Source organism: Nocardia sp. NPDC127606 (assembly GCF_042671725.1).
Taxonomy (GTDB): domain Bacteria; phylum Actinomycetota; class Actinomycetes; order Mycobacteriales; family Mycobacteriaceae; genus Nocardia.
In genome coordinates this window covers 373,941-399,732 of sequence record NZ_JBHXWQ010000004.1, presented here as the reverse complement: position 1 = coordinate 399,732, position 25,792 = coordinate 373,941, and the positions used below count along the sequence as shown (strand labels likewise).

Annotated in this window: 23 protein-coding genes; 14 read left to right on the top strand and 9 right to left on the bottom strand. The window is 68.1% G+C overall.

Annotation, left to right across the window (positions count from 1 at the left end; genetic code table 11):
• Positions 1-43: 43 nt before the first annotated feature.
• On the top strand, positions 44-1,009 hold the full coding sequence (locus tag ACFVJ5_RS21485; RefSeq protein ID WP_379222455.1) for an o-succinylbenzoate synthase: 966 nt from the start codon (positions 44-46) through the stop codon (positions 1,007-1,009).
• Positions 1,010-1,020: 11 nt separating this feature from the next.
• On the opposite strand, the gene ACFVJ5_RS21480 is transcribed toward ACFVJ5_RS21485, so the two are convergent.
• Positions 1,021-1,551: a TIGR04338 family metallohydrolase gene (locus tag ACFVJ5_RS21480; RefSeq protein WP_379222694.1), complete on the bottom strand. Its 531-nt coding sequence runs from the start codon at positions 1,549-1,551 to the stop codon at positions 1,021-1,023.
• An 84-nt stretch (positions 1,552-1,635) separates the two neighbouring features.
• A complete protein-coding gene (locus ACFVJ5_RS21475; RefSeq protein WP_379222692.1) occupies positions 1,636-2,436 on the bottom strand; it encodes a DUF2786 domain-containing protein in 801 nt (266 codons plus the stop codon).
• A 271-nt stretch (positions 2,437-2,707) separates the two neighbouring features.
• Between ACFVJ5_RS21475 and ACFVJ5_RS21470 the strand changes: the two genes are divergently transcribed.
• The 6 genes from ACFVJ5_RS21470 (at position 2,708) to ACFVJ5_RS21445 (ending at position 9,393) form a co-directional block, all read left to right on the top strand.
• Positions 2,708-3,985 (top strand): ABC transporter substrate-binding protein, encoded by a 1,278-nt coding sequence (locus tag ACFVJ5_RS21470; protein ID WP_379222453.1) that lies wholly within the window; start codon positions 2,708-2,710, stop codon positions 3,983-3,985.
• A gap of 45 nt (positions 3,986-4,030) precedes the next feature.
• Complete coding sequence (locus ACFVJ5_RS21465; protein ID WP_379222451.1) at positions 4,031-5,008, top strand: carbohydrate ABC transporter permease; 978 nt, start codon at positions 4,031-4,033, stop codon at positions 5,006-5,008.
• An 11-nt stretch (positions 5,009-5,019) separates the two neighbouring features.
• On the top strand, positions 5,020-5,907 hold the full coding sequence (locus ACFVJ5_RS21460; RefSeq protein ID WP_379222449.1) for a carbohydrate ABC transporter permease: 888 nt from the start codon (positions 5,020-5,022) through the stop codon (positions 5,905-5,907).
• A 97-nt stretch (positions 5,908-6,004) separates the two neighbouring features.
• Entirely contained in the window at positions 6,005-8,329 is a 2,325-nt protein-coding gene (locus ACFVJ5_RS21455) for a transglycosylase domain-containing protein (RefSeq protein WP_379222448.1), read from the top strand.
• A 177-nt stretch (positions 8,330-8,506) separates the two neighbouring features.
• A complete protein-coding gene (locus ACFVJ5_RS21450; protein ID WP_101465164.1) occupies positions 8,507-8,962 on the top strand; it encodes a GyrI-like domain-containing protein in 456 nt (151 codons plus the stop codon).
• Positions 8,962-9,393: a GyrI-like domain-containing protein gene (locus ACFVJ5_RS21445; protein ID WP_379222446.1), complete on the top strand. Its 432-nt coding sequence runs from the start codon at positions 8,962-8,964 to the stop codon at positions 9,391-9,393. The genes ACFVJ5_RS21450 and ACFVJ5_RS21445 overlap by 1 nt, the downstream gene beginning before the upstream one ends.
• A gap of 59 nt (positions 9,394-9,452) precedes the next feature.
• Here ACFVJ5_RS21445 and ACFVJ5_RS21440 read toward each other — a convergent pair whose 3' ends face one another.
• The 4 genes from ACFVJ5_RS21440 to ACFVJ5_RS21425 all read right to left on the bottom strand — a co-directional run bounded on the left by ACFVJ5_RS21440 (position 9,453) and on the right by ACFVJ5_RS21425 (position 12,887).
• Positions 9,453-10,562 carry an inositol-3-phosphate synthase gene (locus ACFVJ5_RS21440; protein ID WP_379222444.1) on the bottom strand — a complete coding sequence of 370 codons (1,110 nt, stop codon included), beginning with the start codon at positions 10,560-10,562 and terminating at the stop codon, positions 9,453-9,455.
• On the bottom strand, positions 10,555-11,112 hold the full coding sequence (locus tag ACFVJ5_RS21435) for a PadR family transcriptional regulator (protein ID WP_056823890.1): 558 nt from the start codon (positions 11,110-11,112) through the stop codon (positions 10,555-10,557). The genes ACFVJ5_RS21440 and ACFVJ5_RS21435 overlap by 8 nt, the downstream gene beginning before the upstream one ends.
• A 148-nt stretch (positions 11,113-11,260) precedes the next feature.
• Entirely contained in the window at positions 11,261-12,034 is a 774-nt protein-coding gene (locus tag ACFVJ5_RS21430) for a DUF1707 domain-containing protein (protein WP_379222442.1), read from the bottom strand.
• Positions 12,035-12,095: 61 nt separating this feature from the next.
• Positions 12,096-12,887 (bottom strand): DUF1707 domain-containing protein, encoded by a 792-nt coding sequence (locus ACFVJ5_RS21425; protein ID WP_379222440.1) that lies wholly within the window; start codon positions 12,885-12,887, stop codon positions 12,096-12,098.
• Positions 12,888-13,010: 123 nt separating this feature from the next.
• Between ACFVJ5_RS21425 and ACFVJ5_RS21420 the strand changes: the two genes are divergently transcribed.
• From ACFVJ5_RS21420 to ACFVJ5_RS21410, 3 genes are all read left to right on the top strand, one after another.
• On the top strand, positions 13,011-13,427 hold the full coding sequence (locus ACFVJ5_RS21420) for a DUF5318 domain-containing protein (protein WP_357139042.1): 417 nt from the start codon (positions 13,011-13,013) through the stop codon (positions 13,425-13,427).
• A gap of 912 nt (positions 13,428-14,339) precedes the next feature.
• Positions 14,340-16,520, top strand: a complete 2,181-nt coding sequence (locus tag ACFVJ5_RS21415) for a transglycosylase domain-containing protein (protein WP_379222691.1) — start codon at positions 14,340-14,342, stop codon at positions 16,518-16,520.
• Between the two features lie 21 nt (positions 16,521-16,541).
• On the top strand, positions 16,542-18,281 hold the full coding sequence (locus tag ACFVJ5_RS21410; RefSeq protein WP_379222438.1) for a glycosyltransferase family 87 protein: 1,740 nt from the start codon (positions 16,542-16,544) through the stop codon (positions 18,279-18,281).
• Positions 18,282-18,313: 32 nt separating this feature from the next.
• Here ACFVJ5_RS21410 and ACFVJ5_RS21405 read toward each other — a convergent pair whose 3' ends face one another.
• The gene (locus ACFVJ5_RS21405; RefSeq protein ID WP_379222436.1) at positions 18,314-19,861 is read right to left on the bottom strand and encodes a TerD family protein; all 1,548 of its coding nucleotides are present in this window, start codon (positions 19,859-19,861) and stop codon (positions 18,314-18,316) included.
• Between the two features lie 20 nt (positions 19,862-19,881).
• A complete protein-coding gene (locus tag ACFVJ5_RS21400) occupies positions 19,882-21,237 on the bottom strand; it encodes a TerD family protein (protein ID WP_379222435.1) in 1,356 nt (451 codons plus the stop codon).
• A 184-nt stretch (positions 21,238-21,421) separates the two neighbouring features.
• Between ACFVJ5_RS21400 and ACFVJ5_RS21395 the strand changes: the two genes are divergently transcribed.
• Genes ACFVJ5_RS21395 through ACFVJ5_RS21385 form a run of 3 tightly spaced genes read left to right on the top strand, consistent with a single transcriptional unit; the run spans position 21,422 to position 23,513 of the window.
• Complete coding sequence (locus ACFVJ5_RS21395) at positions 21,422-22,045, top strand: AIM24 family protein (protein ID WP_378634879.1); 624 nt, start codon at positions 21,422-21,424, stop codon at positions 22,043-22,045.
• A 9-nt stretch (positions 22,046-22,054) separates the two neighbouring features.
• The gene (locus tag ACFVJ5_RS21390) at positions 22,055-22,744 is read left to right on the top strand and encodes an AIM24 family protein (RefSeq protein WP_379222433.1); all 690 of its coding nucleotides are present in this window, start codon (positions 22,055-22,057) and stop codon (positions 22,742-22,744) included.
• A 4-nt stretch (positions 22,745-22,748) separates the two neighbouring features.
• Positions 22,749-23,513, top strand: coding sequence for an AIM24 family protein (locus tag ACFVJ5_RS21385; protein ID WP_062990545.1), 765 nt, complete (start codon positions 22,749-22,751; stop codon positions 23,511-23,513).
• A 10-nt stretch (positions 23,514-23,523) separates the two neighbouring features.
• Here the strand turns inward: ACFVJ5_RS21385 and ACFVJ5_RS21380 are convergent, their stop codons facing one another.
• Positions 23,524-24,426 (bottom strand): RNA polymerase sigma-70 factor, encoded by a 903-nt coding sequence (locus ACFVJ5_RS21380; RefSeq protein WP_379222431.1) that lies wholly within the window; start codon positions 24,424-24,426, stop codon positions 23,524-23,526.
• 158 nt (positions 24,427-24,584) lie between these two features.
• Between ACFVJ5_RS21380 and ACFVJ5_RS21375 the strand changes: the two genes are divergently transcribed.
• Entirely contained in the window at positions 24,585-25,769 is a 1,185-nt protein-coding gene (locus ACFVJ5_RS21375) for an NAD(P)/FAD-dependent oxidoreductase (RefSeq protein WP_379222429.1), read from the top strand.
• Positions 25,770-25,792: the final 23 nt, after the last annotated feature.

Below are 25,792 nucleotides of genomic sequence, written 5' to 3'. Positions count from 1 at the left end.
CCGTTCGTCTCGACCCGCGTAGCCGAGATCTACGATCGGTCGGGTGAGCACCGAACTGTTTGTTTATGCGATTCCGTTGCGGACACGGTTTCGGGGGATCACTGTGCGCGAGGGAATGTTGATTCGGGGAGAATTGGGGTGGGGCGAGTTCTGTGCTTTTCCCGAATACGACGATCGCGAAGCGGCCGGGTGGTTGGCTACCGCTGTCGAACAGGTGACAGTGGGGTGGCCCGCGCCGGTGCGTGATCGGATTCCGGTGAATTGCACTGTGCCCGCGGTGGATGCGGCGCGAGCGGGGCGGATCGTTCGGGAATCCGGTTGCGCGACCGCGAAAGTGAAGGTCGCCGACCATCCGGACTCGTTGGCCGAGGACGTGGCGCGTGTGGCGGCAGTACGGGACGCGATCGGCGAATCGGGCGCTGTTCGGGTCGACGCGAATGCGGTGTGGGACGTGGAGACCGCTGTTCGGCATATCGGGGAGATCGATAAGGCCGCCGGGGGTTTGGAATACGTAGAACAGCCGTGCCGCACCGTGGAAGAACTGGCCGAGGTACGTCGGCGTATTTCGGTGCCGATCGCGGCGGACGAGTCGATTCGCCGGGCCGAGGACCCGATGCGGGTGGCGGTGGCCGGTGCCGCTGACGTGGCGGTACTCAAATGCACGCCGCTGGGTGGGGTCCGACGAGCATTGGCGGTTGCCGAGGCGGCCGGGCTGCCGACCGTCGTCTCGTCGGCTCTCGAGACCAGCGTCGGCTTGTCGGCGCAGCTCGCGTTGGCGGGCGCCCTACCCGAGCTCGAATTCGCCTGCGGGTTGGGCACTCTCGCACTGTTCCAAGGCGATCTCGTCGCAGAGTCCTTACTGCCGGTCGACGGATGGTTGCCGGTCCCGACCTCGCCACCGGAGCCCGACCCCGCATTGCTGGACAAATACCGACACCCCGACCCCGACCGTGTCGACTGGTGGTTGCGACGCTACGAGCGAGTCAGCGCCTTGCTCGAGGACCGCTGAGCGAGAAGTCCCTAACCGAACCGAACACCGCACCCGGCGAAGGTCGTGCGGATCAGCAAAGCGGCCTCCGGACCGATCACGCCGTCCACCAATTCGACATAGCGGCTACAGAATTCGGGCCCGTGTGGCGCCTGCGCCGAATCGGGCGACAGGTGGTGGGCGAGTTCGTGCAGGACCACCAGTTCGCGAAGCGCCCATGCGGTGGAGCCGGTGTGCAGCGGGACGGCGAGGACGGCGCTCTCCGGCTCGTAGTGAGCGGCCGCGGCACCACCCCGGGCCCGGACCCTGATCGATACTGTGGCTCGCTCCCAGTGTGCGCGAACCCAATTCAGCGCCAGCACCTTGTCTGCGTAGCTCTGTACCGACTCCACGGAGGCGAAGCGTCGCTCCACCGGCAACGTCAGTTGCGAGCCGTAGACGTCGACCGTCCGATGGCCGAACTCATCGGCACGATCGAATACCCCACGCACCAACTGCTCACCGTCGTAGACCTTGGCGCGCTGGCTGTCGCGCTGCGGCCGTGGCGAACTACCCGGCGACACAGCCCTGCCCGCCGCTTCCCACCGGGAACGCACCGCCGATCGGGCTGCCTGCGGGCCGGTCGAGTGCCGTTAGCCCGGTCGATCTCATCGGCCCGACAGCTTTCCCCGTGCGGCAGGGAGTTCCTGCGAGGCGCTCAGGCGGGCGGTACGGCCCGCTCGGTCGCCCGCGCGACGGGCCGCGGCGGAGTGCCCGGTGGAGGTCTGCGGCCCACGCCAGGTTCCGCGCGCCTCGGAGGTAGCCGTGTAGAAGTCCGTGAGGGCTACTTCTTTGTCCCGCAATGCCAGGGCGGTCCCCGTCGATTCGACCACCGATTCCTCGGCGACGACTTCGGCTTTCACCTCGGCCAACCGCGCACCGATGCGGGCGGCGAAGGCCATCTGGAAGTTCAGCCGCGCGGTGACTCCCGCCACCGGCGCCTCCACCTTGCGACGGACGGTACGGCCCAGGCGCTTCTCGGTGACGACCTTGACCACTGTCGCCTCGCGGTAGGCACCGGATTTGATGTAGTGGTCCGATGCGCGGACCATCTGGACGAGCAGGCTCGCGTAGAGCGCTTCGCAGGTGTCGATGTCGGCGGCGAAGCCGTAGGCGTAGACCTGGGCGGAAGTTCGGGCGACATCGCAGCGAACATCGTTGGCGCCTGCGATCGCGACGAACAGCTGAACATAGGTGCGCAGGCCCTTTCGGCCCGGTTCGCCGATCGGGATGATCCGCTGCACCGGCGCCGACCTGCGCTCACGCGATGCCACATGCGACCGCGCCACCGCGAGATCGATCGAGGATTTCGTCGCCAGTCGCTGGGCCGCGGCAAGGAAGGCCTCGGCCTCGTGCGCGTTGTCGGTGGACTCGGCCTTGCGCAGCAAACCGCCGATGCGGGTGAGCATCCGATCGGGCGTAGCGGCCGGCGAATGACTTGTCACAAGCAATGACCCTAAGCCACCACACTGACAGAGAAACTGTGTAAGTCTGTGCCCGTTCTCGGCCGCCGCGATCCGGACCGACCGAAGGGTGCGACGAAGGAGTGCCCGTAGGGAGGGAAGATCGAGGCCTCCCAGGCCGAGAACGGGCGGCGCCCGCGCCGCCGAGAATCCTGTATGTTGCCTGTTGCACCGCACGGTGTGCTGCTGCTCACGTCTTGACCCTGGAGTGTCTGCGATGGCCTTGAAGTTTGTCCCCAGAGCGACGATGGCTGCTGCCTCGATCGCGTTGCTCACCGCAACGTTCGCCAGCGGTTGTTCCAGTGACGACGGGGGCAACGCACTCGACCAGAACCTGACGGGCCGCGGCCCGATCACCTACGTCGAGGGCAAGGACACCACCGAAACCGGTGTGGTCAGGCAGCTCATCGACCGCTGGAACGCCGCGCACCCGAACGAGCAGGTGACGTTCAAGGAGCAGTCGGCCGACGGCACCCAGCAGCACGACGACCTAGCCGAGCACTTCCGCGCCAAGCAGGACGGCTACGACGTGGTCGCCCTCGACGTGCCGAACACCGCCGAGTTCGCGGCCAAGGGCTGGATCCAGCCGCTCGAGGACAGCTTCGCGATCGACACCGCGCCGCTGCTCGCGCCGACCGTGGCCAGCGCCACCTACAACGGCAAGCTGTACGCGGCACCGAAGAACACCAACGGCGGCCTGCTGTACTACCGCAAGGACCTGGTGCCCAACCCGCCCAAGACCTGGACCGAGATGCTCGGCCAGTGCCAGGTGGCCCGCGACAACAACATCGGCTGCTACGCCGGTCAGCTCGCCCCCTACGAGGGCCTGACCGTGAACACCTCCGAGGTCATCAATGCCTTCGGCGGCAGCTTCGTCGGCGCCGACGGCAAGACCCCCACCGTGAACAGCCCGGAGTCGAAGGCGGGCCTGAAGGTCCTCGTCGACGCCTACAAGAACGGTGACATCCCCAAGGAAGCCATCACCTTCAAGGAAGGCGAGAGCGCCAGCGCGTTCGAGTCGGGCAAGCTGCTGTTCCTGCGCAACTGGCCCTACCTCTTCGCCCAGGCCTCCGCCGAGGGCTCCGCGGTGAAGGACAAGTTCGGCGTCGCCCCGCTGCCGGGCAACACCGGCGTCGGCGCCTCCACCCTCGGCGGCTACAACGCCGCGATCAGCGCGTTCTCCAAGAACAAGGCCACCGCCGCCGACTTCGTTCGCTACCTGATCAGCGAAGAGGCGCAGCAGATCATCGCCTCGGGCTCGCTGCCCTCGGTGCGCTCCTCGCTCTACGACGACCCGGCCCTGATCGCGAAGATGCCGTACCTGCCCACGCTGAAGGAATCCATCGCCAGCGCCGTGCCGCGTCCGGTGACCCCGTTCTATCCCGCGGTGTCGAAGGCCATCCAGGACAACGCCTATGCTGCCCTCAACGGCACGAAGTCCGTCGACGACGCAGTCGCCGGCATGCAAAAGGGCATCGAGACCGCCGGTTCGTAGCGGTACGCGCAGCGGACCCGACCAGACCGTAGGAGAGTAGTAACGGTGTCGGATCCTTCGGGAGCCAAGCAGCGCGGGCTAGCGCTGGAATTGCGACAATCCGGCAAGGCGTGGCTGTTCGTCGCGCCCGTGCTCGTCGCACTGGCCGTGGTCATCGGATATCCGGTGGTCGAGGCGATCTGGATGTCCTTCTCGAAGGACTCCGGCATCGACCCGGCCACCGGGATGTTCGTCGAGGGCGGCAGCGCCGGATTCAGCAACTACACGCACTGGTTGTTGCAGCAGTGTGGGTCGACGATGGGCACGATCTCGTGCCCCACCGGCACTCTCGGCTCACAGTTCTGGTCGGCCGTCGGGATCACCCTGTTCTTCACCGTGATCACGGTGTCGCTCGAGGCCCTGCTCGGTCTCGGCATGGCCATGGTGATGGGCAAGACCTTCCGTGGCCGGGCGCTGTTGCGCGCCGCCGTGCTGATCCCGTGGGCGATCCCCACCGCCGTCACAGCGCGGTTGTGGGAGTTCATGTTCCAGTACGACGGTGTCGTGAACCGGGTGCTCGGCACGCACATCCTGTGGACCTCGGATATGTGGGCATCGCGCTTCGCGGTGATCGCGGCCGACGTGTGGAAGACCACGCCGTTCATGGCGCTGCTGATTCTCGCTGGGCTGCAAGTGATTCCGGCCGATGTGTACGAGGCGGCCAAGGTCGACGGCGCGTCGGCCTGGCAGCGGTTCGTCAACATCACCCTGCCGCTGCTCAAGCCGGCCCTGCTGGTGGCGGTGCTGTTCCGCACCATGGACGCGCTGCGCATGTACGACCTGCCCGCGATCATGACGCTGGGTAACCCGTCGACCAACACGCTGTCGATCCTGGTGGTCGAGCAGGTGCGCCAAGGTCCCAACAGTGCCGCGGCACTGTCGGTGATCACCTTCCTGCTCGTCTTTGCGATCGCGTTCGTCCTGGTGAAGGTGCTGGGCGCCAACGCCGTTCGCACGCAGGAAGACCAGCGGAAGGCGAACTGATGAGCATTTCGATGACGAAAGATTCTGCCGCCGAAGTGAATTCGTTGCCGGTGCAGCCGGTGTCGTGGCGTAAGCGACTCGGCACGGTGCGGCTCTACCTGGGTGTGGCCATCGTGCTGATCTGGGGCCTCGGTCCGTTCTACTGGATGGCCGTGGTGGCGTTCCGCGACCCGGCCCACACCTTCGACAGCACGCCGTGGCCGACCCACGTGACGCTGGAGAACTTCCGCAACGCCTTCGACACCAGCCGCGGCAACGACTTCGGCAAGGCACTGCTCAACAGTGTGATCATCGGATCGGCGACCACCGCCGTGGCGCTGATCCTCGGTGTACTCGCGGCCTACGCGCTGGCCCGGATGACCTTCGCGGGCAAGTACCTGATCTCGGGGCTGATCCTGTCGGCGTCGATGTTCCCGGCCGTGGTGCTGGTGACGCCGCTGTTCCAGCTGTTCACCGATATCGGCTGGATCGGTCAGTACCAGGCGATGATCATCCCGAACATCTCGTTCGTGCTGCCGATGACGGTCTACATCCTGGCCTCGTTCTTCGCCGAACTGCCGTGGGAGCTCGAAGAGGCCGCGCGCATCGACGGCGCGAGCAAGTTCCAGGCCTTCCGGTTGATCATGCTGCCGCTGGCCGCGCCCGCGGTGTTCACCACCGCGATCCTGGCGTTCATCGCCTCGATCAACGAGTACCTGCTGGCCCGGTTGCTGTCGGGCGACGACACCAAGCCGGTGACGGTGGCCATCGCGAGCTTCTCGGGCAACGACCCGCTGGTGCAGCCGTACGCGGCCATCATGGCGGCGGGCGTGATCGTCACCGTGCCGCTGGTGATCATGGTGCTGATTTTCCAGCGTCGCATCATCTCCGGTCTCACCGCGGGCGGCGTCAAGAGCTGACCTGCCGGGTTCTGCCGCCATCGCCGGGTAGAGTCGCCTGCACCGATATCGACGTCGGTGCAGGTGAGTTCTTCTGCTCGCTCCGAAAGGAGATGGTGTGGCCTCCCAGCGCGGGCGCGGGCGTTCCGATGGGGACGTTCCGTATACCTCGATTGCCGGGTTCCGCGATCCGCTGGCGAAAGAGCAGAAGCCGGCCAAGGGCGCGGCGCGACGGGCACAGGCCGCACGACTGGCCGCCACCGACGGACCCGACGACACCAAGGGGTCCGCACGGCGCGAACAGGCGGCCCGCCTCGGCACCGACGATCAGCCCTCGCAACGCAAGCCGCGCACCAGGGGTCAGCGCATCCGGCGGTTGCTGCTCGCGCTCTTCGTGATCTTCGTGTGTGTGCCCGCGCTGCTGTTCGTCGCGGTGTACTGGAGTTCGGAGATCCCCGAACCGGCCGAGGTCGCGGTCGAACAGCCCGCGACCGTCCTCGCCGCCGACGGCACCACCGTGCTGACCAAATTCATTCCACCACAGGGAAATCGGCTTCCCATCCCGCTCACCGATGTGCCGTACCCGGTGCGGGATGCCGTGCTGGCGGCCGAAGACCGCACCTTCTATACGAACGCCGGTTACTCGACGAGCGGCTTCCTGCGCGCCGCTCGCGACAACGTGACGGGGCAGGACAACGCGGGCGGCGGCTCGACGATCACCCAGCAGTACGTGAAGAACGCCTTCCTCAGCTCCGAGCGCACCGTCACCCGCAAGATGCGGGAGTTGATCATCGCGGCCAAGATGGCGCGGCAGTGGAGCAAGGACGAGATCCTGTCCGCCTACCTCAACACCATCTACTTCGGGCGCGGGGCGTACGGGATCGCGTCCGCGGCGAAGGCCTATTTCGACAAGCCGGTGCCGGAGCTGACTCTCGCGGAGGGGGCCGTGCTGGCGGCGGTGATCCGCTCGCCTTCGGTGCTGGACCCGGAGAACCATTTCGATCAGTTGCGGGCGCGCTGGCAGTACGTGCTCGACGGGATGGTCGAGATGAACGTGCTCGCGCCGGGCGACCGGGACGCGACGGTGTTCCCGCCGATCATCCCGCTCGACGACGTGCCGGCGGAGGCGGCCGCGCTCGGACCGGAAGGGCATATCCGCACCCAGGTGCTGCGCGAACTGCGGGCCGCGGGCCTCGACGACGCCGACATCAACACGGGCGCACTGCAGATCACCACCACCATCGACGCCGCGGCGCAGGCGGGCGCGGTCGAGTCGGTGCGTGAGCGGCTGTCGTGGCAGCCACCGGAGCTGCGCTCGGCGGTGGTGTCGATCGATCCGCGCAGCGGGGCGGTACGGGCCTATTACGGCGGCGAGGACGGGACCGGATTCGATTTCGCGCAGGCGCCGCTCCAAACCGGTTCCGCGTTCAAGGTTTTCGCGCTCGTCGCGGCCCAACGGCAAGGCATTCCGGTGACGCGGGCGATGGACAGCTCGCCCATCACCGACCGCGGCACCGAGATCACCAACGTCGAGGGTGACTCGTGCGGACGCTGCTCGCTCGCCGAGGCGCTCAAACGCTCACTGAACACCAGCTTCTACCGGCTCACCATGACGATGGCCGACGGCCCGCGCTCGATCGCCGAGGCCGCGCACCTGGCCGGCATCCCCGAGTACATTCCCGGCGTCGAGGGCATGAGCCTGTCGGAGCCGGACGGCTATCCGCTCAACGGGATCGTGCTCGGCCAGTACCTGGTGCGACCCATCGACATGGCGTCGGCGTACGCGACGCTGGCCGCCTCTGGGGTCTATCACCAGCCGTACTTCGTGCAGAAGGTGAGCACCGGAGACGGGCGGGTGTTGCTCGACCGCAGCTGGGAAACCGCGACGGGCAAGCGACATTCAGAGCCCGAGCAGCGGATCTCCGCCGAGATCGCCGATGCGACTACGTCGGCGATGCTGCCGATCGCCAACTACTCCAACGGCCACGGCCTCGCCGACGGCAGGCAGTCGGCGAGCAAGACCGGAACCACTCAGCTCGGCGAGACCAAGGACAACAAGGACGCGTGGATGGTGGGGTACACGCCCTCGCTGTCCACCGCGGTGTGGGTGGGCACCGAGAACCCCCAGCCGCTGCGCAACGGTCGCGGTGGGGCCATCTGGGGTTCGGGGCTGCCCGCCGACATCTGGAAGCAGTCGATGGACGCCGCGCTGGCCGGAACGCCGGTCGAACAGTTCGAAGTGCAGCCGGTGCCGAGCCCGCCGCTGGTGCCCTCGCCGGGCACCGGACCGGCCCCGACAACGGGCGGCGGCTTCGACATCTTCGGTCCGCCGACGAACTCACCGCGCCCCGCGCCGCCGCCGCTGATCATCATCCCGCCCGCACCGACGCCTGCCGTCCCCGGTGAGCTGTTCCCCGGACTCGGCGGCGAAGGGCCGCGCTAGATCACGAGTTGGCGCAGCCGGACCCGACTACCCTGGCGACATGGCAACATCGTTGCCCAGAGCGCGAACCGCCCGACCAGGGATCGAATGATCCCGGCGCGGAACCTGTCGGACCGATACGGGAGGATGTGCGGTCGGTACCGACATGCGACGACACTAGACATAGGGGCTACGCAGGTGGATTTCAATGTCGTTGACCGTCCCGAGACGCTGATCGCGGGCACGGTGCTTCGCAGTCCGGCGCTCGCCGTCGAGGGGCCGCGCCGCGCCAAAGTGGTCGAGGCGTGGGCGAACCTGCGGGCGAGAACGTTACCGGGGCCGGTCGCGACGGGCTATGTCGATTTCGCGCCGGAGATCAATTCCTACCTCACCCACATCGTCGGCTACGAGTGCAAAACTCTCGCCGACCTGCAGGTAGGCGACGTGCTCGGCCGGATTCCGGCGGGCCGCTACGCGCGATTCGTGGCCAGCGGCGACAACCTCGGCGACACGATCGTCGGGCTGTGGCGCCAGGTGTGGGACGCGGAGGCCGCGGGTGAATTCGTGCGTGCCTATACCGGCGATTGCGAGCAGTATCCCGACGAACGCACGGTCGAGATCTTCGTTTCGCTGACCGAGGAGAAGGACAGCTGATGGCCGTGGATTTCGAAATCGTCACCCTCGACGACGGTTTGATCGCGGGTCTCACCGTGCCGTTGGCCGGACGTGAGGTGACCGCGCGCGATCTCGACCTGGTGAACTTCACCTGGGATCGGTACCTGTCGCGGGAGAAGACAGTGCCCCGCGCGGCCGCCTACATCGGTCAGAACGATCATGCGGTGGCCGTGCTCGGCTACGAGGTCGCCGGCCTGGAGGACGTCGACGAAGGCGACGTGCTCACCCGCATTCCCGCGGGCCGCTACGCCAAGTTCGTGGTCTCGGACAAGCCCTACGATCTGCTGCGCACCGCGTGGGCGCAGGTGATCAAGGCCGAGAACGCCGGCACCATCACCCGCTCGCACACGGCCGAGCTGGAGCGCTACACCGGTCCGACCTCGGTCGAGGTCTACGTCTCCCTGGACTGAAGACGACAAGAGCCGGTGTGCACGAAAGTTCGTGCGCACCGGCTCTTTTCGTTCAGTGATTAATCGGCACCGATGATGAACGCCTCGAGCTGAGTGCGCGCCACATCGTCGGCGATCTGCACCGGCGGGGACTTCATCAGGTAGGCCGAGGCCGGGATGACGGGTCCGCCGATGCCGCGGTCCTTGGCGATCTTCGCCGCGCGGACAGCGTCGATGATGATGCCCGCCGAGTTCGGCGAGTCCCACACCTCGAGCTTGTACTCCAGGTTCAGCGGGGCATCGCCGAACGCACGGCCCTCGAGGCGGACGTAGGCCCACTTGCGGTCGTCGAGCCACTCCACGTAGTCCGAGGGACCGATGTGGACGTTGCGGTCGTGGACCTTGCCCGCGAGCGCCCCGGTGAGGTTCGAGGTGACGGCCTGAGTCTTGGAGACCTTCTTCGACTCCAGGCGCTCACGCTCGAGCATGTTCTTGAAGTCCATGTTGCCGCCGACGTTGAGCTGGTAGGTGCGATCGAGCACCACGCCGCGGTCTTCGAACAGCTTGGCCATCACGCGGTGGGTGATGGTCGCGCCGACCTGCGACTTGATGTCGTCACCGACGATCGGCACACCGGCGTCGACGAACTTCTGCGCCCAGACCGGGTCGGAGGCGATGAAGACCGGCAGCGCGTTGACGAAGGCGACGTTCGCGTCGATCGCGCACTGCGCGTAGAACTTGTCGGCCTCTTCGGAACCGACGGGCAGGTACGAGACCAGCACGTCGACCTTGGCATCCTGGAGCGCCTTGACCACGTCGACCGCGGGCGCCTCGGACTGCTCGATGGTCTGCGCGTAGTACTTGCCGATGCCGTCGAGGGTCGGGCCACGCAGGACCGTCACATCGGTCGGCGGCACATCGGAGATCTTGATGGTGTTGTTCTCGCTGGCGAAGATGGCCTCGGCCAGGTCGAAGCCGACCTTCTTGGCGTCGACATCGAACGCGGCCACGAACTTCACGTCACGGACGTGGTAGGTGCCGAACTTGACGTGCATGAGGCCGGGAACGACCTGGTTCTCGTCGGCATCCTTGTAGTACTGCACGCCCTGCACCAGCGACGATGCGCAGTTGCCCACACCGACGATCGCGACGCGAACTTCGCCGGATCCAACCTTGTTGACATCACTCATGGCCGCTCTTTCCCTCTTTCTGTGGTGCCGCCTTCGTCGATTGCTCCGCCGCAATCAACTCGTTGAGCCAGCGCACTTCGCGCTCGCTTGATTCCAATCCGAGCTGGTGGAGCTGCTTGGTGTAGCGATCCAGTGACCCGCTGGCCTTCTTGATCGCTTCCCGCAGACCCTCTCGGCGCTCCTCGACCTGACGACGTCTGCCCTCCAGAATCCGCATTCGCGCCTCGGCGGGAGTGCGGCTGAAGAAGGCAAGGTGAACGCCGAAGCCGTCATCGGTGTAGTTCTGCGGACCGGTGTCGGCAAGGAGTTCGGAGAACCGTTCCCGGCCGACCGGCGTGAGCCGGTAGACGCGGCGCGCACGGCGCGCGAGCGCGCCGTCCGGAAGCTCCTCGGCGATCAACCCGTCGGCCTGCATCCTGCGCAGCGTCGGGTAGAGCGAACCGTAGGAGAAGGCCCGGAACGCTCCGAGCAGGCCCGTCAAACGCTTGCGCAGCTCGTAACCGTGCATGGGCGCGTCGAGGAGCAGGCCGAGAATCGCCAATTCGAGCACTGCCGACCTCACTCCCTGACTATGACGACCTGAAAGGCCGAACAGACCTAACCGTGGATGCGAGTTCCAACTATATCGGAGCGATACATCTACGCACAGTCGAATGTGACGCATGCGTCATTGCCGCAGGTCAGTGGGGAGACAGGAATCAGGGGGTCAGCGGGCGGATCGCGCGCGGCTCGCCATCGAAGGCGAGTCCGAGACGGCCGGACTCGTCGTCGTCGTTCCTGACATAAACGGTGATCAGGGGCTCGGCATCCGTCTCCGCACCCGGCGCGAACCCGATGCCGAGGTAGGCGACGCGACCGCGGGGCACGTTGGTCGTCTGCGGCGCGCCCGCGACGAGCGGGGCGAAGCGGGCCAGGTCGATCGCCGCGAGGTCGAGAGCGGGGGTGCCGGACGGGCGGGCGGCCGGGCTACCGCTGGTATCGAAATCGCCCCGGTAGACGTAGCTGTCCTGCTTGCCCGACGCCCCTAGCCGTTCGAACGAGACGTACCCGGGATAGACGGTGGCCTCGTCGAGGGTGGTGGCGCCGAACTCCGCGCGGTATTCGGCGAGGAAATAGGCGAGGCCGTCGGCCGTGGTGAGGTCGGGCAGCGCTTCGTCGGCAGCGGCGCGGCCGATCAGACCGGCGACCGCGCCGACGACGCCCGCGGTCAGGATCGCGAGCACCGGAATCCACCAGCGTCGCGGGGTGCGGTCGACGCCGCGCGCCGGCGTGGCGGCGAACTCGCCGGTGAGCTGGAGGTCGTCGATCAGCCGGTCGAGAACGGCGAAGGTCTCGGCGCGCATCGCCCGTGCGGAGCGGGTGCCGTGTTCGTCGGCGGTGAGCTGGCCGTCGGCCATGGCCGCGTCGATCACAGCGCACACGTCGGCGCGGTCGGCGTCGCGGGCGCGCGTCTGGTCGGGTTTCTTCGACATCGGCGCGACTACTTCTCTTCGTAGGGGTGGGCGCGGATCAGCTCACCCGACAGGGTCATCGTCAGGAAGCCGGATCGGGAGTGCTCGTTGCCCACGTGGATGGTGATGACCGGCCGCTTCGTGGATCGCGCGTGAGCCTGGCGTACTCGGGGTGGCAGGTGATCGTGTCGACGACGGCGTTGCCGAATTTCGCGTCGAGGCCGTCGCGGATGTGCAGGAATCCGGCGATGGTGGTCGGGGACGGGGTCGCCAGGACCAGCGGGGCGGCGGAGTTGTAGTGGGTCACCGGCGGGGGCTCGGCCCGGTCTCGCACCGTGACGACGAAGGCGGCGACGGCGGCGACCGACGCGAGGGCGATGACGACGAGTCGCGTGCGGTCGCGTCGGGCGCGGGGCTTGGTCGGCGCTGCCGGTCGCTGCTGGAGGTCGGCCACCAAGGTGGACAAATCGCCCAATGTTCGTGCTTCTGCGGCCAATTCGACCATTGCGGCGTGTTCGTCGGAATCCAGTTGGCCGTCGGCGTGGGCAGTATCGAGGGCGGCGACGGTCGTCGCGCGGTCGGCCGACCTGGCTCTGGTGCGGGCCGGATACTGGTCGGGGGCCCGGCGCCGGGGACGTTCAGCGGGGGCTTCTTCGCCGAAAACCGCAGGTGATTGCAGGTCTGCGGTGAGGCGGGCGAGGTCACCGACGGTGCGGGCGGTGCTCGCTGACGCGACACGGTCGTGGTACTCCCGCGCGCCGAGTTGGCCCTCGGCGTATGCCGCGTCAAGCACCGTCGACGCCTGTGCGCGATCGATGTCACGTGCGCGCAGCACCGAATCGACGGCTGCCCGTCGCTGCCCGGATTCAGCCATGGCCGTGGGTCACCTCACCTGCGAAAACACCCGGATGAACCCCGGTAGCGGGAGTTTAGTCCGGGAGGCCGGATCAAACGATGCCGTGGGCACGCGTATCCGAACCCCGCTACTCTGGTGATCGTGCGAATTCAGCGGCAGGTGGTGGACTATGCGCTCCGGCGCCGGTCCCTGCTGGCCGATGTCTACGCGGGGCGGGTCGGCGTCGCCGAGGTGTGCGACGCGAATCCATATCTGCTCCGGGCCGCGAAGTTCCACGGCCGGGGCAGTGAGGTGACCTGCCCGATCTGTCGGAAAGAGCAGCTGACGTTGGTTTCGTGGGTGTTCGGCGACGGGCTCGGCCAAGCGGCCGGGTCGGCACGGACGCCCGAGGAACTGATTCGAATGGCCGAGTCGAACGAAGAATTCTCGGTGCATGTCGTCGAGGTATGTCGCTCGTGCAGCTGGAACCATCTGGTGCAGTCGTACGTGCTCGGCACGGCGCCCGCCCCCGCCCGGCGACGGACGAGTTCGCGAGCCCGGCGCTCTGCTGCCGAATGATGGCGGGTGGAGCGACGGGGCTGCCGAGTGACGGGCGGCCCGAACAAGTGATGGTGGCCACCGCGTGATGCGCCACTGTTCGGGGTGCACCCTCTCCGCGCCGGTACTCCGGCGCGGATGTCGTGTGCCCGAACCTTACAAGTTATGGAGATCTGGTCAGTGAGTTCGCCCTACGAGTCCTCCCCCCACGGCGATGATCCGCGCGGCGGCCGTCCGGCTCGGGGTGCGCAATCGGGTCTCCCCCCACAGTCGGGTGACCGGCCCGGTGGTCCCCCGCCGCGTCGCCCGATGCCGCCCGCCGGTCCGCGCCCGCAGGGCGCTCCCGCGCAGGGTGGTCCGGTGCCTGGTGGACGTGGTCCGCAGGGACCGCCGCCGAATCGTCAGCAGGGGCCGCCGCCCGGTGGGATGCCGCCGCGTCGGCCGGGTCCGCCGCCGCAGCGTCCGGGTGGACCGCAGGGTGGACCGCCTCCGCAGGGTGCGCCCGGTCAGGGCAGGCCGCCGCAGGGTAGGCCCCCGCAGCCGGGTCGTGCCGCGCCGCCCGCGGCAGGCGCCACACAGAAGTTGCCGCGTCCCGGCAGCCCCGACGAGTCGACGGTGCGGGCGAATCAGCCGGGCCGGACCGTGCGTGGCGCGAACGACGACGTAGCCAGGACGGCCCGCGCGGGCGGCGCCGCCGCGGCCGCACGGGTCGGCGCGGGCCGCCGCCCCGGTGGTCCCACTTCCGGTGAACGCCGCGCCACCGCGCCGGGCGGCCCCACCACCGGTGAACGTCGCGCCGCCGGCGTGGGCGGCACTCCGCCGCCGACCGGTCCGCGCAACCGCCGCGACGGCGGGGGCGACGACGGCTCGGGTAGTGATGGTGCGGTGAAGAAATCGCCGTGGCGGATCGTGCGCCGGACACTCTATGTCCTGATGGCCCTGGCCATCGTCGTGCCGAGCGCGGTGTTCCTCGTCGCCTACACGGCGGTGTCGGTGCCCAAGCCGGGCGACCTCGAGACCAACCAGGTGGCGACGATCTTCGCCAGCGACGGCACCACCGAGATCAGCAAGGTGGTCCCGCCGCAGGGCAACCGCACCGAGGTCTCGATCGATCAGATCCCGCCGCACGTGCGCAATGCCGTGATCGCCGCCGAGGACCGCGACTTCTACACCAACCCCGGCTTCTCGGTCTCGGGCTTCGCCCGCGCCGCCCGCGACAACATCCTCGGCAAGGAAAGCGCCGGTGGTGGTTCCACGATCACCCAGCAGTACGTGAAGAACGCGCTGGTCGGTGACGAGCGGTCGATGACGCGCAAGATGCACGAGCTGGTGATCTCGGCCAAGATGGCGCGGCAGTGGAGCAAGGAAGACATCCTCGCCGCCTACCTGAACACCATCTACTTCGGTCGTGGCGCGTACGGCATCGACGCCGCGTCCAAGGCCTACTTCGGCAAGCCGGTGCAGGAACTGACCGTGGCCGAGGGCGCTGTCCTGGCCGCGACCATCCAGCTGCCCTCGATGCTGGATCCGGAGAAGAACCCCGAGGGCGCCAAGACTCGCTGGAGCTATGTGCTCGACGGCATGGTCGCGGAGAACAATCTGCCCGCGACGGAACGTCAGGGGATGCAGTACCCACAGGTGGTGTCACTGGCTTCGCTCGGCGACAAGAACAACGACGAGGGCCCGTCCGGTCTGGTGAAGAACCAGGTGCTCCAGGAACTCTCGACCGCGGGCATCAGCGAGCAGCAGCTGAACACCGAGGGCCTGCAGATCACCACCACGATCGATCAGAAGGCGCAGGACGCCGCGATCAAGGCCGCGCAGGGCAAGCTGGAGGGTGAGCCGGAGAACCTGCGCACCGCGGTGGTCTCCGTCGACCCGCGCACCGGTGCGGTGCGCGCCTACTACGGCGGCAGCGACGGCCAGGGCTACGACTTCGCCAATGCCGGTCTGCCGACGGGTTCCTCGTTCAAGGCGATCGGTCTGGCCGCGAATCTCGAACAGGGCGTTCCGCTCTCGCAGCTCTACGACAGCTCGCCGATCACCGTCAACGGCATCCAGATCGGCAACGTCGAGGGTGAGGGCTGCGGCATGTGCACCATCGCCGAGGCGCTCAAGCGTTCGCTGAACACCAGCTTCTACCGCATGCAGCTGGACATGCAGAACGGTCCGCAGAAGATCGCCGATATGGGCCACAAGCTCGGTATCGCGACGGAACTGCCCGGCGTCGGCGCCACGCTGACCGAGCCCGGCGGCGTCGGCCCCAACAACGGCATCGTGCTCGGCCAGTACCAGTCGCGGCCGCTCGACATGGCCTCGGCCTACGCCACCTTGGCGGCCTCGGGCGTCTACCACGCACCGCACTTCGTGCAGAAGGTCGTCACCGCCAAGGGTGAGGTGCTGCTCGATCGTGGCGAGCCCGCCGGTGAGCAGCGGGTGAGCGCGGCCGTGGCCGACAACGTCACCGCGGCGATGAAGCCGATCGCGGCCTACTCGCGCAACCACAACCTGGCCGGTGGCCGTGAGTCCGCCGCCAAGACCGGTACCCACCAGCTCGGCGACACCGGCAACAACCGTGACGCCTGGATGGTCGGCTACACCCCGTCGCTGTCGACCGCGGTGTGGGTCGGTACCGAGCAGGGCGACCCGCTGAAGAACTACGGCGGCGGCAGCATCTACGGTTCCGGTCTGCCTTCCGACATCTGGAAGGCGACGATGGACGGCGCGCTGTCGGGTACGTCCAACGAGTCGTTCCCCAAGCCCGCCCCGATCAAGGGCCAGGCCGGTGTGCCGGAGTGGTCGGCACCCTACACCGCGCCGTCGACCACCGTGCCTGCGATCGTGCCGCCGGTGATCGTGCCCTCGCAGGTCGAGATCCTGCCCGGCATCCGGATTCCGGTGCCCGGAGTGCAGCAGCAGCCCGCGGTGCCGCAGTCGCAGTCCACGCCCGAGACCGGTGCGGGCCCGCTGCCCGGCCAGCCGACGGCGGGGCCGGAGGGCTCGCCCGCGACACCGGGGAACGGCAACGGCGGATCGACCAGACCGACCAACGGAGCCAACGGCAACGACAACGAGAGCAGCGGCGCGGGAACCACGCCGACCCGATCCCGGTAACCACCGGTAGCCTCGGATGTCGTGACCGATCAGCAACTCGCGGACCAGCCGGCGTCGAGTGGTACCCGGCTGGGCCGCGAGGCGGGGTACGTGGCGCCCGCCCGGCTGGCGCCCGACCTCCGCTCGATCGATGCCCGCGACCGGCCCAGCCGCAACGACTCGCTGACCGCGCAGCTCTCCACCGTGGTCGGCGGCCCGGTCGGCGATCACGCGCTGATCGGGCGGGTGCGGTTCTGGACGCCGCTGCGGGTGATGTTCGCCTTCACCGTGATCTTCCTGGCGCTGGGCTGGTCGGCGAAGGCCGGTTGCATCCAGCAGACCGGCGACGGCGACGGCGGCCTGATGCTGGACTGGAACAACGGCCGCCAGTACGTGGCCATGTGCTACTCCGACACCGTTCCGCTCTACGGCGCCGAACGGCTCAACGAGGGCGCGTTCCCGTACAAGAAGTCCTGGACCGAATCGACGCCCGACGGTGGCACCGAGACCAGATACATGGAGTATCCGGTGCTTTCGGGCCTGTACCAGTACGCGGCGATGCAGATCGGCAATGTGTGGGACCACCTGCCGTTGCCCGGTGCGATGTCGGTGGTGGTGTACTTCAACGTTGTCGCACTCGGCCTTTCGGTCGGGTGGCTGATCACGGTGTGGGCCTCGTCGCGATTAGCCGGGCGACGGGTATGGGACGCCGCGCTGGTCGCGGTGTCGCCGTTGGTGATCGTGCACATGTTCACGAATTTCGATGCTCTCGCCACCGCTTTCGCGGCTACCGGATTGCTGGCGTGGGCGCGCCGTAAGCCGGTGCTCGCGGGCATTCTGCTCGGACTGGGCGGGGCGGCGAAGTTGTATCCGCTGTTGTTGCTCGGACCGATCGTGGTGCTGTGTCTGCGGGTGGATCCGATGCAGCGTCAGCCCGCCGCGCGGGCCGCGCTGCGATTGCGCGATGTCGACAGTCTCGATTCCGCCCGCACCTGGTTGCGTGAAACACCGGCGAGGACACACCTTTTCGCGCTGCGGCCACTGGGCGCGGCCACCCTCACGGTCATCGCCGCGGTAGGTACGTGGGCGGCCGTGAATCTGCCGATCGCGGCGCTGTACCCGCAGGGTTGGCGAGAGTTCTTCCGGCTCAACACCACTCGGCACGCGGACCCCGATTCGATCTACAACGTGATCACCTCGTTCACCGGCTGGACCGGCTTCGACGGGCCGATCGGCCACGGTGAACCGCCGACCATCCTGAACACGGTCTCGCTGCTGGCCTTCGTCGCCGCCTGCGCGGGCATCGGCTACCTCGCGCTCACCGCGCCGCGTCGGCCGCGCCTGACCCAGCTGTGCTTCCTCGTCGTCGCGGCCTTCCTGCTGACGAACAAGGTGTGGAGCCCGCAGTATTCGATCTGGCTGGTGCCGCTGGCGGTACTCGCGCTGCCGCACCGACGAATTCTGCTGGCCTGGATGACGATCGACGCACTCGTCTGGGTGCCACGCATGTACTACTACCTCGGCGAGGACAACAAGGGCCTGCCCGAACAGTGGTTCACCGGCACCGTCGTCCTGCGCGACCTGGCAGTGCTGGGACTGTGCGCACTGATCGTCTACGAGATCCTGCGCCCCCAGCACGATGTGGTCCGCCGCGACTTCGTCGACGACCCGGCGGGCGGCGTCCTCGACCGCGCCCTCGACCCGCTACTCCCCTGGCTCCCGGAATTCCTGCGCCCGAAACAGGCCACGATCAGCGCCCGGCCGATATCGGTACTGAACTGATCCGAGCAGGCGCGACGACGAGACGTGCCGCTCTACATTCGCAGGTAGCGTGCCTGGAGTTCGGGTTCGGCGGGGAGCATGTCGAGGTCGAGTTCCCAGGCGTTGCCTGTCCAGGGGTCGAACAGGGGGGTGCCGGGCATCGTCGGGAGATGCCTGCACGACTGAGCGAGGAGATCGACTGGGCCGTCGCCGAATTCGCCGCCGCCGCTGCCGACGATGACCAGGGACAAGCCGATCAGGTCACCGCGGACCATCAGTTGGCCCAGGCGCACCACGTCGCTGCCCTGGTAGCCGTGCGGGAAGTCGGCGGCGACGAGGATGCGGTGTTCGGTGGGGGGTACGGCTTGTCCACTGTTGTAGGCGATGTCGGCGAGCTCTGCCGCGTGGGCGAGTTCGGCGAGGCGGGCGGAGATGTCGCCGTGATCGGCGATCACCGGGCCCGCCAAGAGCGGGGCGAGCGGGGCGGCCAGGGTGCGCAGGCCGCCGGTGAGGTCGATCAGGTCGACCTTGGTCGGCTTGTCGGGGATCGCGGCGACGAGCCGGGCCACCAGTGCGCCGATCACGCGCGAGGCCGCGGCGGTGGATTCGGTGTCGACCCAGAGCGGCCGATTCAGCGGCACCGGAACGCAATACGGCACCCGCAGGCCACCGCGGTCGAGCGCGTACAGCTCGCCGAGCCGGATGCCGTCGCTGCGGGCGGCGCGGGTGGTCCACGCGGGAGCGAGCCAGGAGGCCAGCGCGGCGGGCATGGCGGCGTCGGCTTCGGCGATCTCGAGACCGAGTTGGTCGCTGTCGCGGCGATGGTCGGCGTCGGCGCGGGCAACCAGGTCGTCGTGGCGACGTTGCGCTTGCGCGCGGGCCGCGTCAGCGGCGGGGGTGTTGCGGGTCGCCGGATTCGACACCGCTTCGGACAGTTCCTGATCCAGGCGATTGGTCGCGTAGTCGCGAGCCGAGACCAGGGCGGCGGCCGAGCGTGCGGCGTCTTCGAAGATCATCCACATGCGTTGCAGACCGTGGTCCACTTCGAGTGGAATACCCGAGGTGGGTGCGGGTCTCGCGACCGTCTCGGTGGGAGCGCTCGGCGGCGCGAGCGGCGCCGCCTGCCAGGCCTGCGCGGGTGCGGGTGGGGTCACACCGTGCGTGGTGAGCAGCTGAGCCGAACCACCGGCGTAACCCTGACCGAGCGCCCGCAACTTCCAGCCACCACCGCGCCGATACACCTCGAGGCAGATCAGCGCGCTCTCACCGGCGTTCGGCGAGATGACGAATTCCGCGGCAGGACTACCGTTTTCGTACAGCGAGGCGGTCACCGTGCCGAGCGCGTGCCCGTTCGTGACGAACAGCAGCACAGCATGCGCGTCGGACCTGATCCGCGACAGCGTCAGCTCCACCGCCGCTCCCGCGACGCTCACGCCGGGGGCCGCGGGCCGCGACGCGCACACATGATCGTGCACGTCGCGAACCCGCAGATCCTCGCCGACCACCAGCGCCCCGAGTTCGACGGTGCCGGTGGTCTGCGCGGTGAAGCGCACGGAATCAGCAGTCAGAGCAGTGTTCTGCCCCGCCTTCAGGTGAATCACGGTGTCTGCCCTGTCTTGGTTCAATTACCGCCGAGGAATCGGCCCAGCTGCGGCACCGCTTCACCGGGGTGCTTGGCATTGAAGCCCTCGCCGAGCGCCTGCATCTTCCAGTCGCCGCCGACGCGGTACACCTTCGCCATCGCCATCGCGGTGAACGGCATGCCGCCCGCGAGGGTGTAGCGGGCCAGCTCGCCGTTGGTGGTGCCGTCGATCAGGCGGCTGAAGGCGTTCTGCACCTGCTCGAAGGAATGACCCTTGTACGAGGTGACGATGAACAGCAGCGTGGTGATGTGCGCCGGGATCCTGGTGAGGTCGACGAGGATCATCTCGTCGTCGCCGTCGCCCTCACCGGTGAGGTTGTCACCCTGGTGGCGCACCGAACCGTCCTTCGACGACAGCTGGCCGTAGTAGGCCACGTCGACGAGGTTCTGGTCGGCGAACAGGCAGACCGAGGCGTCGAGGTCGATGTCGACGGTGCGGTTGCCGAACATCCCGCGCGTGCGTACCGGGTCCCAGCCCAGGCCCATCTTCACGAAGGTCAGCGCCGCGCCGCCCTCCTTGCGCAGCGTGACCCGCTGGCCCTTCTGCAGGCTGACCGGGCGATCCTTGCTCAGACTGATCTCGCCCGCGGGCTGCTGCGGCGCACCCTGCGCGGGCGGCGGGTAACCCTGTCCGGGCGGCGGCGGGTAGCCGCCACCGGGCGGCTGCTGGGCCGGGCCGGGCGGCGGCGGGTAGCCACCGCCGGGCGGCGCGTAGGCGGGCGCGGCCTGCTGCGGGTAGCTGGGCGCGGACTGCGCCGGGTATGCCGGCGGGGCCTGCTGCGGCGGAGGCGGCGGGGGCGCGGCCTGCTGCGGGGCGGCCTGGGCGGGCGAATCATCCACCTGCACACCGTGATCGGTGACCAGCGCGGCGAAACCACCGGCGTAACCCTGGCCGACCGCACGCACCTTCCAGCTGCCCTGACGGCGGTACAGCTCGAGCGCGATCACGATCGACTCGGCGTTCAGGCCGTCGATCTGGTAGCTGAACAGCTGGTTTCCCGAAGCATCGGAGACCAGCGCGGTGGGCGGCGCGAAGCGACCGAAATTGCTGGTCGCGTCGTCGAGGGTGATCACCGCGCGGATCTGATCGATGTCGGCGGGCACCGCGGACAGCGAAACAGCAAGCGAGGCAGGCTGACCCGCCGGTCCGGGGCGTAGATCGACACCCGGCCCACTCGGCTGGTTGTAGAAGACGAAATCAGCGTCGGTGCGGACCTTGCCCTGCTCGGTCACGAGCAGCGCGGACAGGTCGGCCGGTGCGGTGACCTGGAGCGAGATCACCACGTCACTGACGGCCAGCGGGCCGTTCTGGCCCTTGGCGAGTGTTGCAGACAAGTTAGACCCTTCGCTTGTCGTTTGGTGGGTGTTCCACAGCAGTGCTTGCCACTCTACGAGAAACCGGCCGCACGCGTCCGTGCTCTGTGGCCCGGGCGGACTTTCCCCTGATCGGTTAGGGTGACGTCGCAGTCGGAACGGGCGGTAGGACCGCCTTCGTAGAGGGGACGGGCACACACCTGTCATGGCGCAATTGTTCGAACAGTCGAAGAAGGTGATCGAGGCGCAGCTCGCGGGGACGAGTATCCGCGCGATCTCCGGCTCGATGGTGGCCTACGAAGGCAACGTCCAGTTCAAATCGGCCGGGTTCGGCGGCGGCGAGGGCGTACTCAACGGCCTCAAGCGCCGCGCCACCGGCGAGAAACTGTCACTGATGGAGTGCAACGGCAACGGGCGCGTGTTCCTGGCGGTGAACGGCCAGAACGTCACCGTGGTGAACCTGAACAACGAGACGCTCCAGGTCGAGTCGCAGCAGCTGCTGGCCTTCGCGGGCAACCTGCGCACCGATGTGCGCTTCGCCGGGGTCGGCGGGATGTCGGCGGGCAGTGGGCTGTTCACCACCACGGTCAGCGGGCAGGGCCAGGTGGCGCTGCTGTCGGCCGGTGGGCCGCTGATCCACCTCGAGGTGTCGCCGCAGTTTCCGCTGATCGTGGATCCCGACGCGTTCGTCGCCTCGCGCGGCAATCTCAACCAGTCGTTCATCACCGACGTTTCCTGGCGGTCGATGGTCGGACAGGATGCGGGCGAGGCGTTCTCGCTGCGGTTCGACGGCCAGGGTGTCGTGCTGATCCAGCCGGCGGAACGGTAGGGGCGGGCGATGTTCGAGAAGGTCAACAGCAAGGTCGTCAAAGTCAACGTCGGCCAGGCGGGCGGCGTCGTCGCCCGTTCCGGCGCGATGCTGTTCTACACGGGTCAGGTCGCGTTCGCACCGCATCAGATTCCCGGCGCCGGTCAGGGCATGGGCGGCGGCGGTCTGATGCGGATGGCCGGGCAGATGATGGCCGGTGAGCACGAGCGGACCATGCTCGCGCAGGGCAACGGTGAGGTCCACTACGGATTCGCCGGGCTCGAGGTGCACGTGGTGCAGATGCAGCCGGGCGCGGTGTTGCGGGCCGAGGCTTCGCGACTGCTCGCGCAGTCGGCCGGTTTGCAGGCTTCGGTGGTGTCCGTTGCCAGTTCGGGTGGCGGCGGCGGTCTGATGGGCGCGCTGCGCGGTGCCGCGGCGGGCGTGGCGACCGGGCAGGGCATGTTCACCACCCAGCTCAGCGGGCAGGGTTCGGCGGTGCTGCTCGCGCACGGCGGCTTCCTGGAACTGCAAGTGGGCGGACCGAATCCGATCGTTGTCGACCCGCAGGCATTCGTCGCCGCGTACGGCAACGTGCAGACCGAGCTGAAGTCCGCGATGAGCTGGCGCGACGCGGTGGGACGTGGCGCGGGCGAAGCGATGCAATTGCATTGCCACGGACAGGGTGTGGTGTACGTGCAGGCCTCCGAAGAGAAGTTGTGAACCGATGAGCGAAATCCTCTCGCCGATGAATCTCGGTGCCAGCGACAACATTCCGGGCAACAGCTACGCCTACTGCATCGACCTGACCGGACCCTGGTTCATGCGCAAGGGCGCGATGATCGCCTACTACGGGCAGATCGAGTTCCAGATGCTCACGCACGGGCTACAGGGCGGCCTGATGCACATGGTGAGCAGCCAGTTCTCCGCGCCGCTGTTCGCGGGCGACTACGTGGTGGCGCAGGGTCACGGCAAGCTGATCATCGGCGACCGCGGTTACGACATCAATTCCTATGACCTCGAAGAAGGCAACCTCACCATCCGTGGTGCGAATCTGCTGGCCTTCGAGCCCGGACTGGCGCTCAAGCAGTCGATCGTGCCCGGATTCCTCACGCTGATCGGCACCGGAAAGTTCCTCGCGTCGTCGAACGGGCCGGTGATGTTCGCCGAACCGCCGCTGCGCGTCGACCCCGAATCCCTGGTGGGCTGGGCTGATTGCCCGTCGCCCAGTCACCACTACGACCAGGGCTGGATCGGCAGCTTCCTCGCGGCGGGCGCGGCCAGGATGGGCGCCAACTCGGGCGAGGAACGTCAGTTCGACTTCACCGGCGCGGGCACCGTGCTGATCCAGTCGACCGAGAAGATCATGAGCGACAACGCGCTGGTGCGCACGATCGAGGGGCAGCTGCAGAGCGGTGTCACGGTCGGTGGGCTGCAGCGGATTCAAGGTGTGATCGCTCAGCAGCTGGCCGGTCAGCAACAGCACTACTGAGCGCGGCGGATCACTGTCGAGTCAGCGGGATCACGGACTCGACACGGGTCAGCTTCTCCGGGTTGCGCACGTAGTAGACGCCCGTGATGCCCGCGTCCTCGATGCGCAGCGTGATGACGCCGTCGAGCTCGGCACCCAGGTACACGAGCAACGCCGGGTTGCCGTTGAGCTCGGTGGGCGCCATGGTGAGCGGGGCCTCGACCTTGCTCGCACGGAACATGAGGAAGCTGACCACGGCCTCGGCGCCGGTGATCGGCCGCAGCGCGGCACGTTTGACGCCGCCGCCGTCGGTCAGCGCGACGACCTGCGGAGCCAGCACATCCAGCAGGCCCTGGGCGTCACCGGTTTCCATCGCGCGCTGAAACGACGCCAACGCCGCCCGGGTCTGACTGCGCGACACCACATGCCGCGGTCGCCGAGCCTGCACGTGTCGGCGGGCGCGGTGTGCGATCTGGCGCACCGCCGCCGGTGTCTTGTCGACCGCCGCGGCGATCTCGTCGTAGCCGACGTCGAAGACCTCACGCAGCACGAACACGGCTCGCTCGGTGGGCGCCAGAGTCTCGAGCACGAGCATCAGCGCCATCGACATGCTCTCGGCGAGCTCGACGTCCTCGGCGACATCCGGTGTGGTGAGCAGCGGTTCCGGCAGCCACGGTCCGACATAGGACTCCCTGCGGCGGTTCACCGTTCGCAGCCGGTTGAGGGCCTGCCTCGTAGCGATCCGGACCAGATAGGCGCGATGCTCGCTCACCTGGTTCACGTCGACCTCGGCCCAGCGCAGCCAGGTCTCCTGCACCACGTCCTCGGCGTCGGCGGCCGAGCCGAGCATCTCGTAGGCGACGGTGAAGAGCAGGTTTCGGTGGGCCAGGAAGGCCTCGGTCGCCGGATCTGCGGTGTTGTCGCGTGTGTTCACTCGGTCCTGCTCTCGGTCTACTCGACGCCTATTGAACCGCACCCGCCGCCACCGTCGAGCCGCCGACCTCCCTGTGACCTGCACCACACCACGTCACATCTTTCCGGCACGCGGTGTCCAGTGTCCGAACCCCAAGAGAACGAACGACGGAGGACACCATGACCGAGAACAGCAACGTAGTCGTCATCGGCGGCGGATACGCCGGCGTCATGGCCGCCAACCGACTGACCCAGCGCGACGATGTCACTGTCACCCTGATCAATCCTCGCGCGAGCTTCGTCGAGCGAATCCGCTTGCACCAGTTGGTCGTCGGATCCGACGATGCGGTCGTGGACTACCGCGACGTGCTCGCCCCCACCGTGCGTCTGGTGATCGACACCGTCACACGGATCGACACGGACAACCGGTCCCTGACGCTGGCCGGACACCGGCGAATCGACTACGACTACCTGATCTACGCGGTGGGCAGCGGCAGCGCCGACCCCAGCGTTCCCGGAGCCGCCGAACACGCCTACCCGATCGCCACGATGGAAGAGGCGCAGCGCCTGCGCCCGATCCTCGACACCGCGCCCGCCGCCGCACCGATCACCGTCGTCGGCTCGGGTCCGACCGGCATCGAAACCGCCGCCGAGCTGGCCGAAGCTGGCCGCGCGGTGACCCTGGTCTGCGGCGCGGTGCTCGGCCCGTACCTGCACCCGAAGGGCCGGCGCTCGGTCGCCAAGCGGATGGCAAAACTCGGCGTGACGGTCCTCGAGGGCGCCGCGGCGAAAGTGACCGCGGTGACTCGCGACTGCGTCGACCTGGCCGACGGGACGACGCTGCCGAGCGCGGTGACCATCTGGACCGCCGGCTTCGGCGTACCCGACCTCGCCGCGCGGAGCGGACTGAGCACCGACGCGCTCGGCCGCCTGCTCACCGACGAGACGCTGACCAGCATCGACGATCCCCGCGTCCTCGCCGCCGGTGATTCCGCGGCACCGTCGAACCTGCCGTTCCGGATGAGCTGCCAGGCCGCCGGCCCGCTGGGCGCGCACGCCGCCGACACCATCCTGAGCAGGCTGGCCGCGAACGAGCCCGCGCCTGTGGATCTGGGCTTCGCCGGGCAGTGCATCAGCCTGGGCCGCGCCGCCGGAATCTTCCAGTTCGCCGACAAGGACGACACCGCGAAGAAGCTGTACCTGGGTGGTCGTCCAGGGGCGAAGCTCAAGGAGTTCATCTGCAAGCACACCGTCAAGCAACTGGCGGCCGAGGCGCGCAAACCCGGCTCGCACACCTGGGCCAAGGACGCCAAGCGCGCACAGGCGCTGGCGGCCCGGAAAGAGGGCTCCTCGGCCGTGCACTGAACACGCCGAGCGCCTGGCCTTCG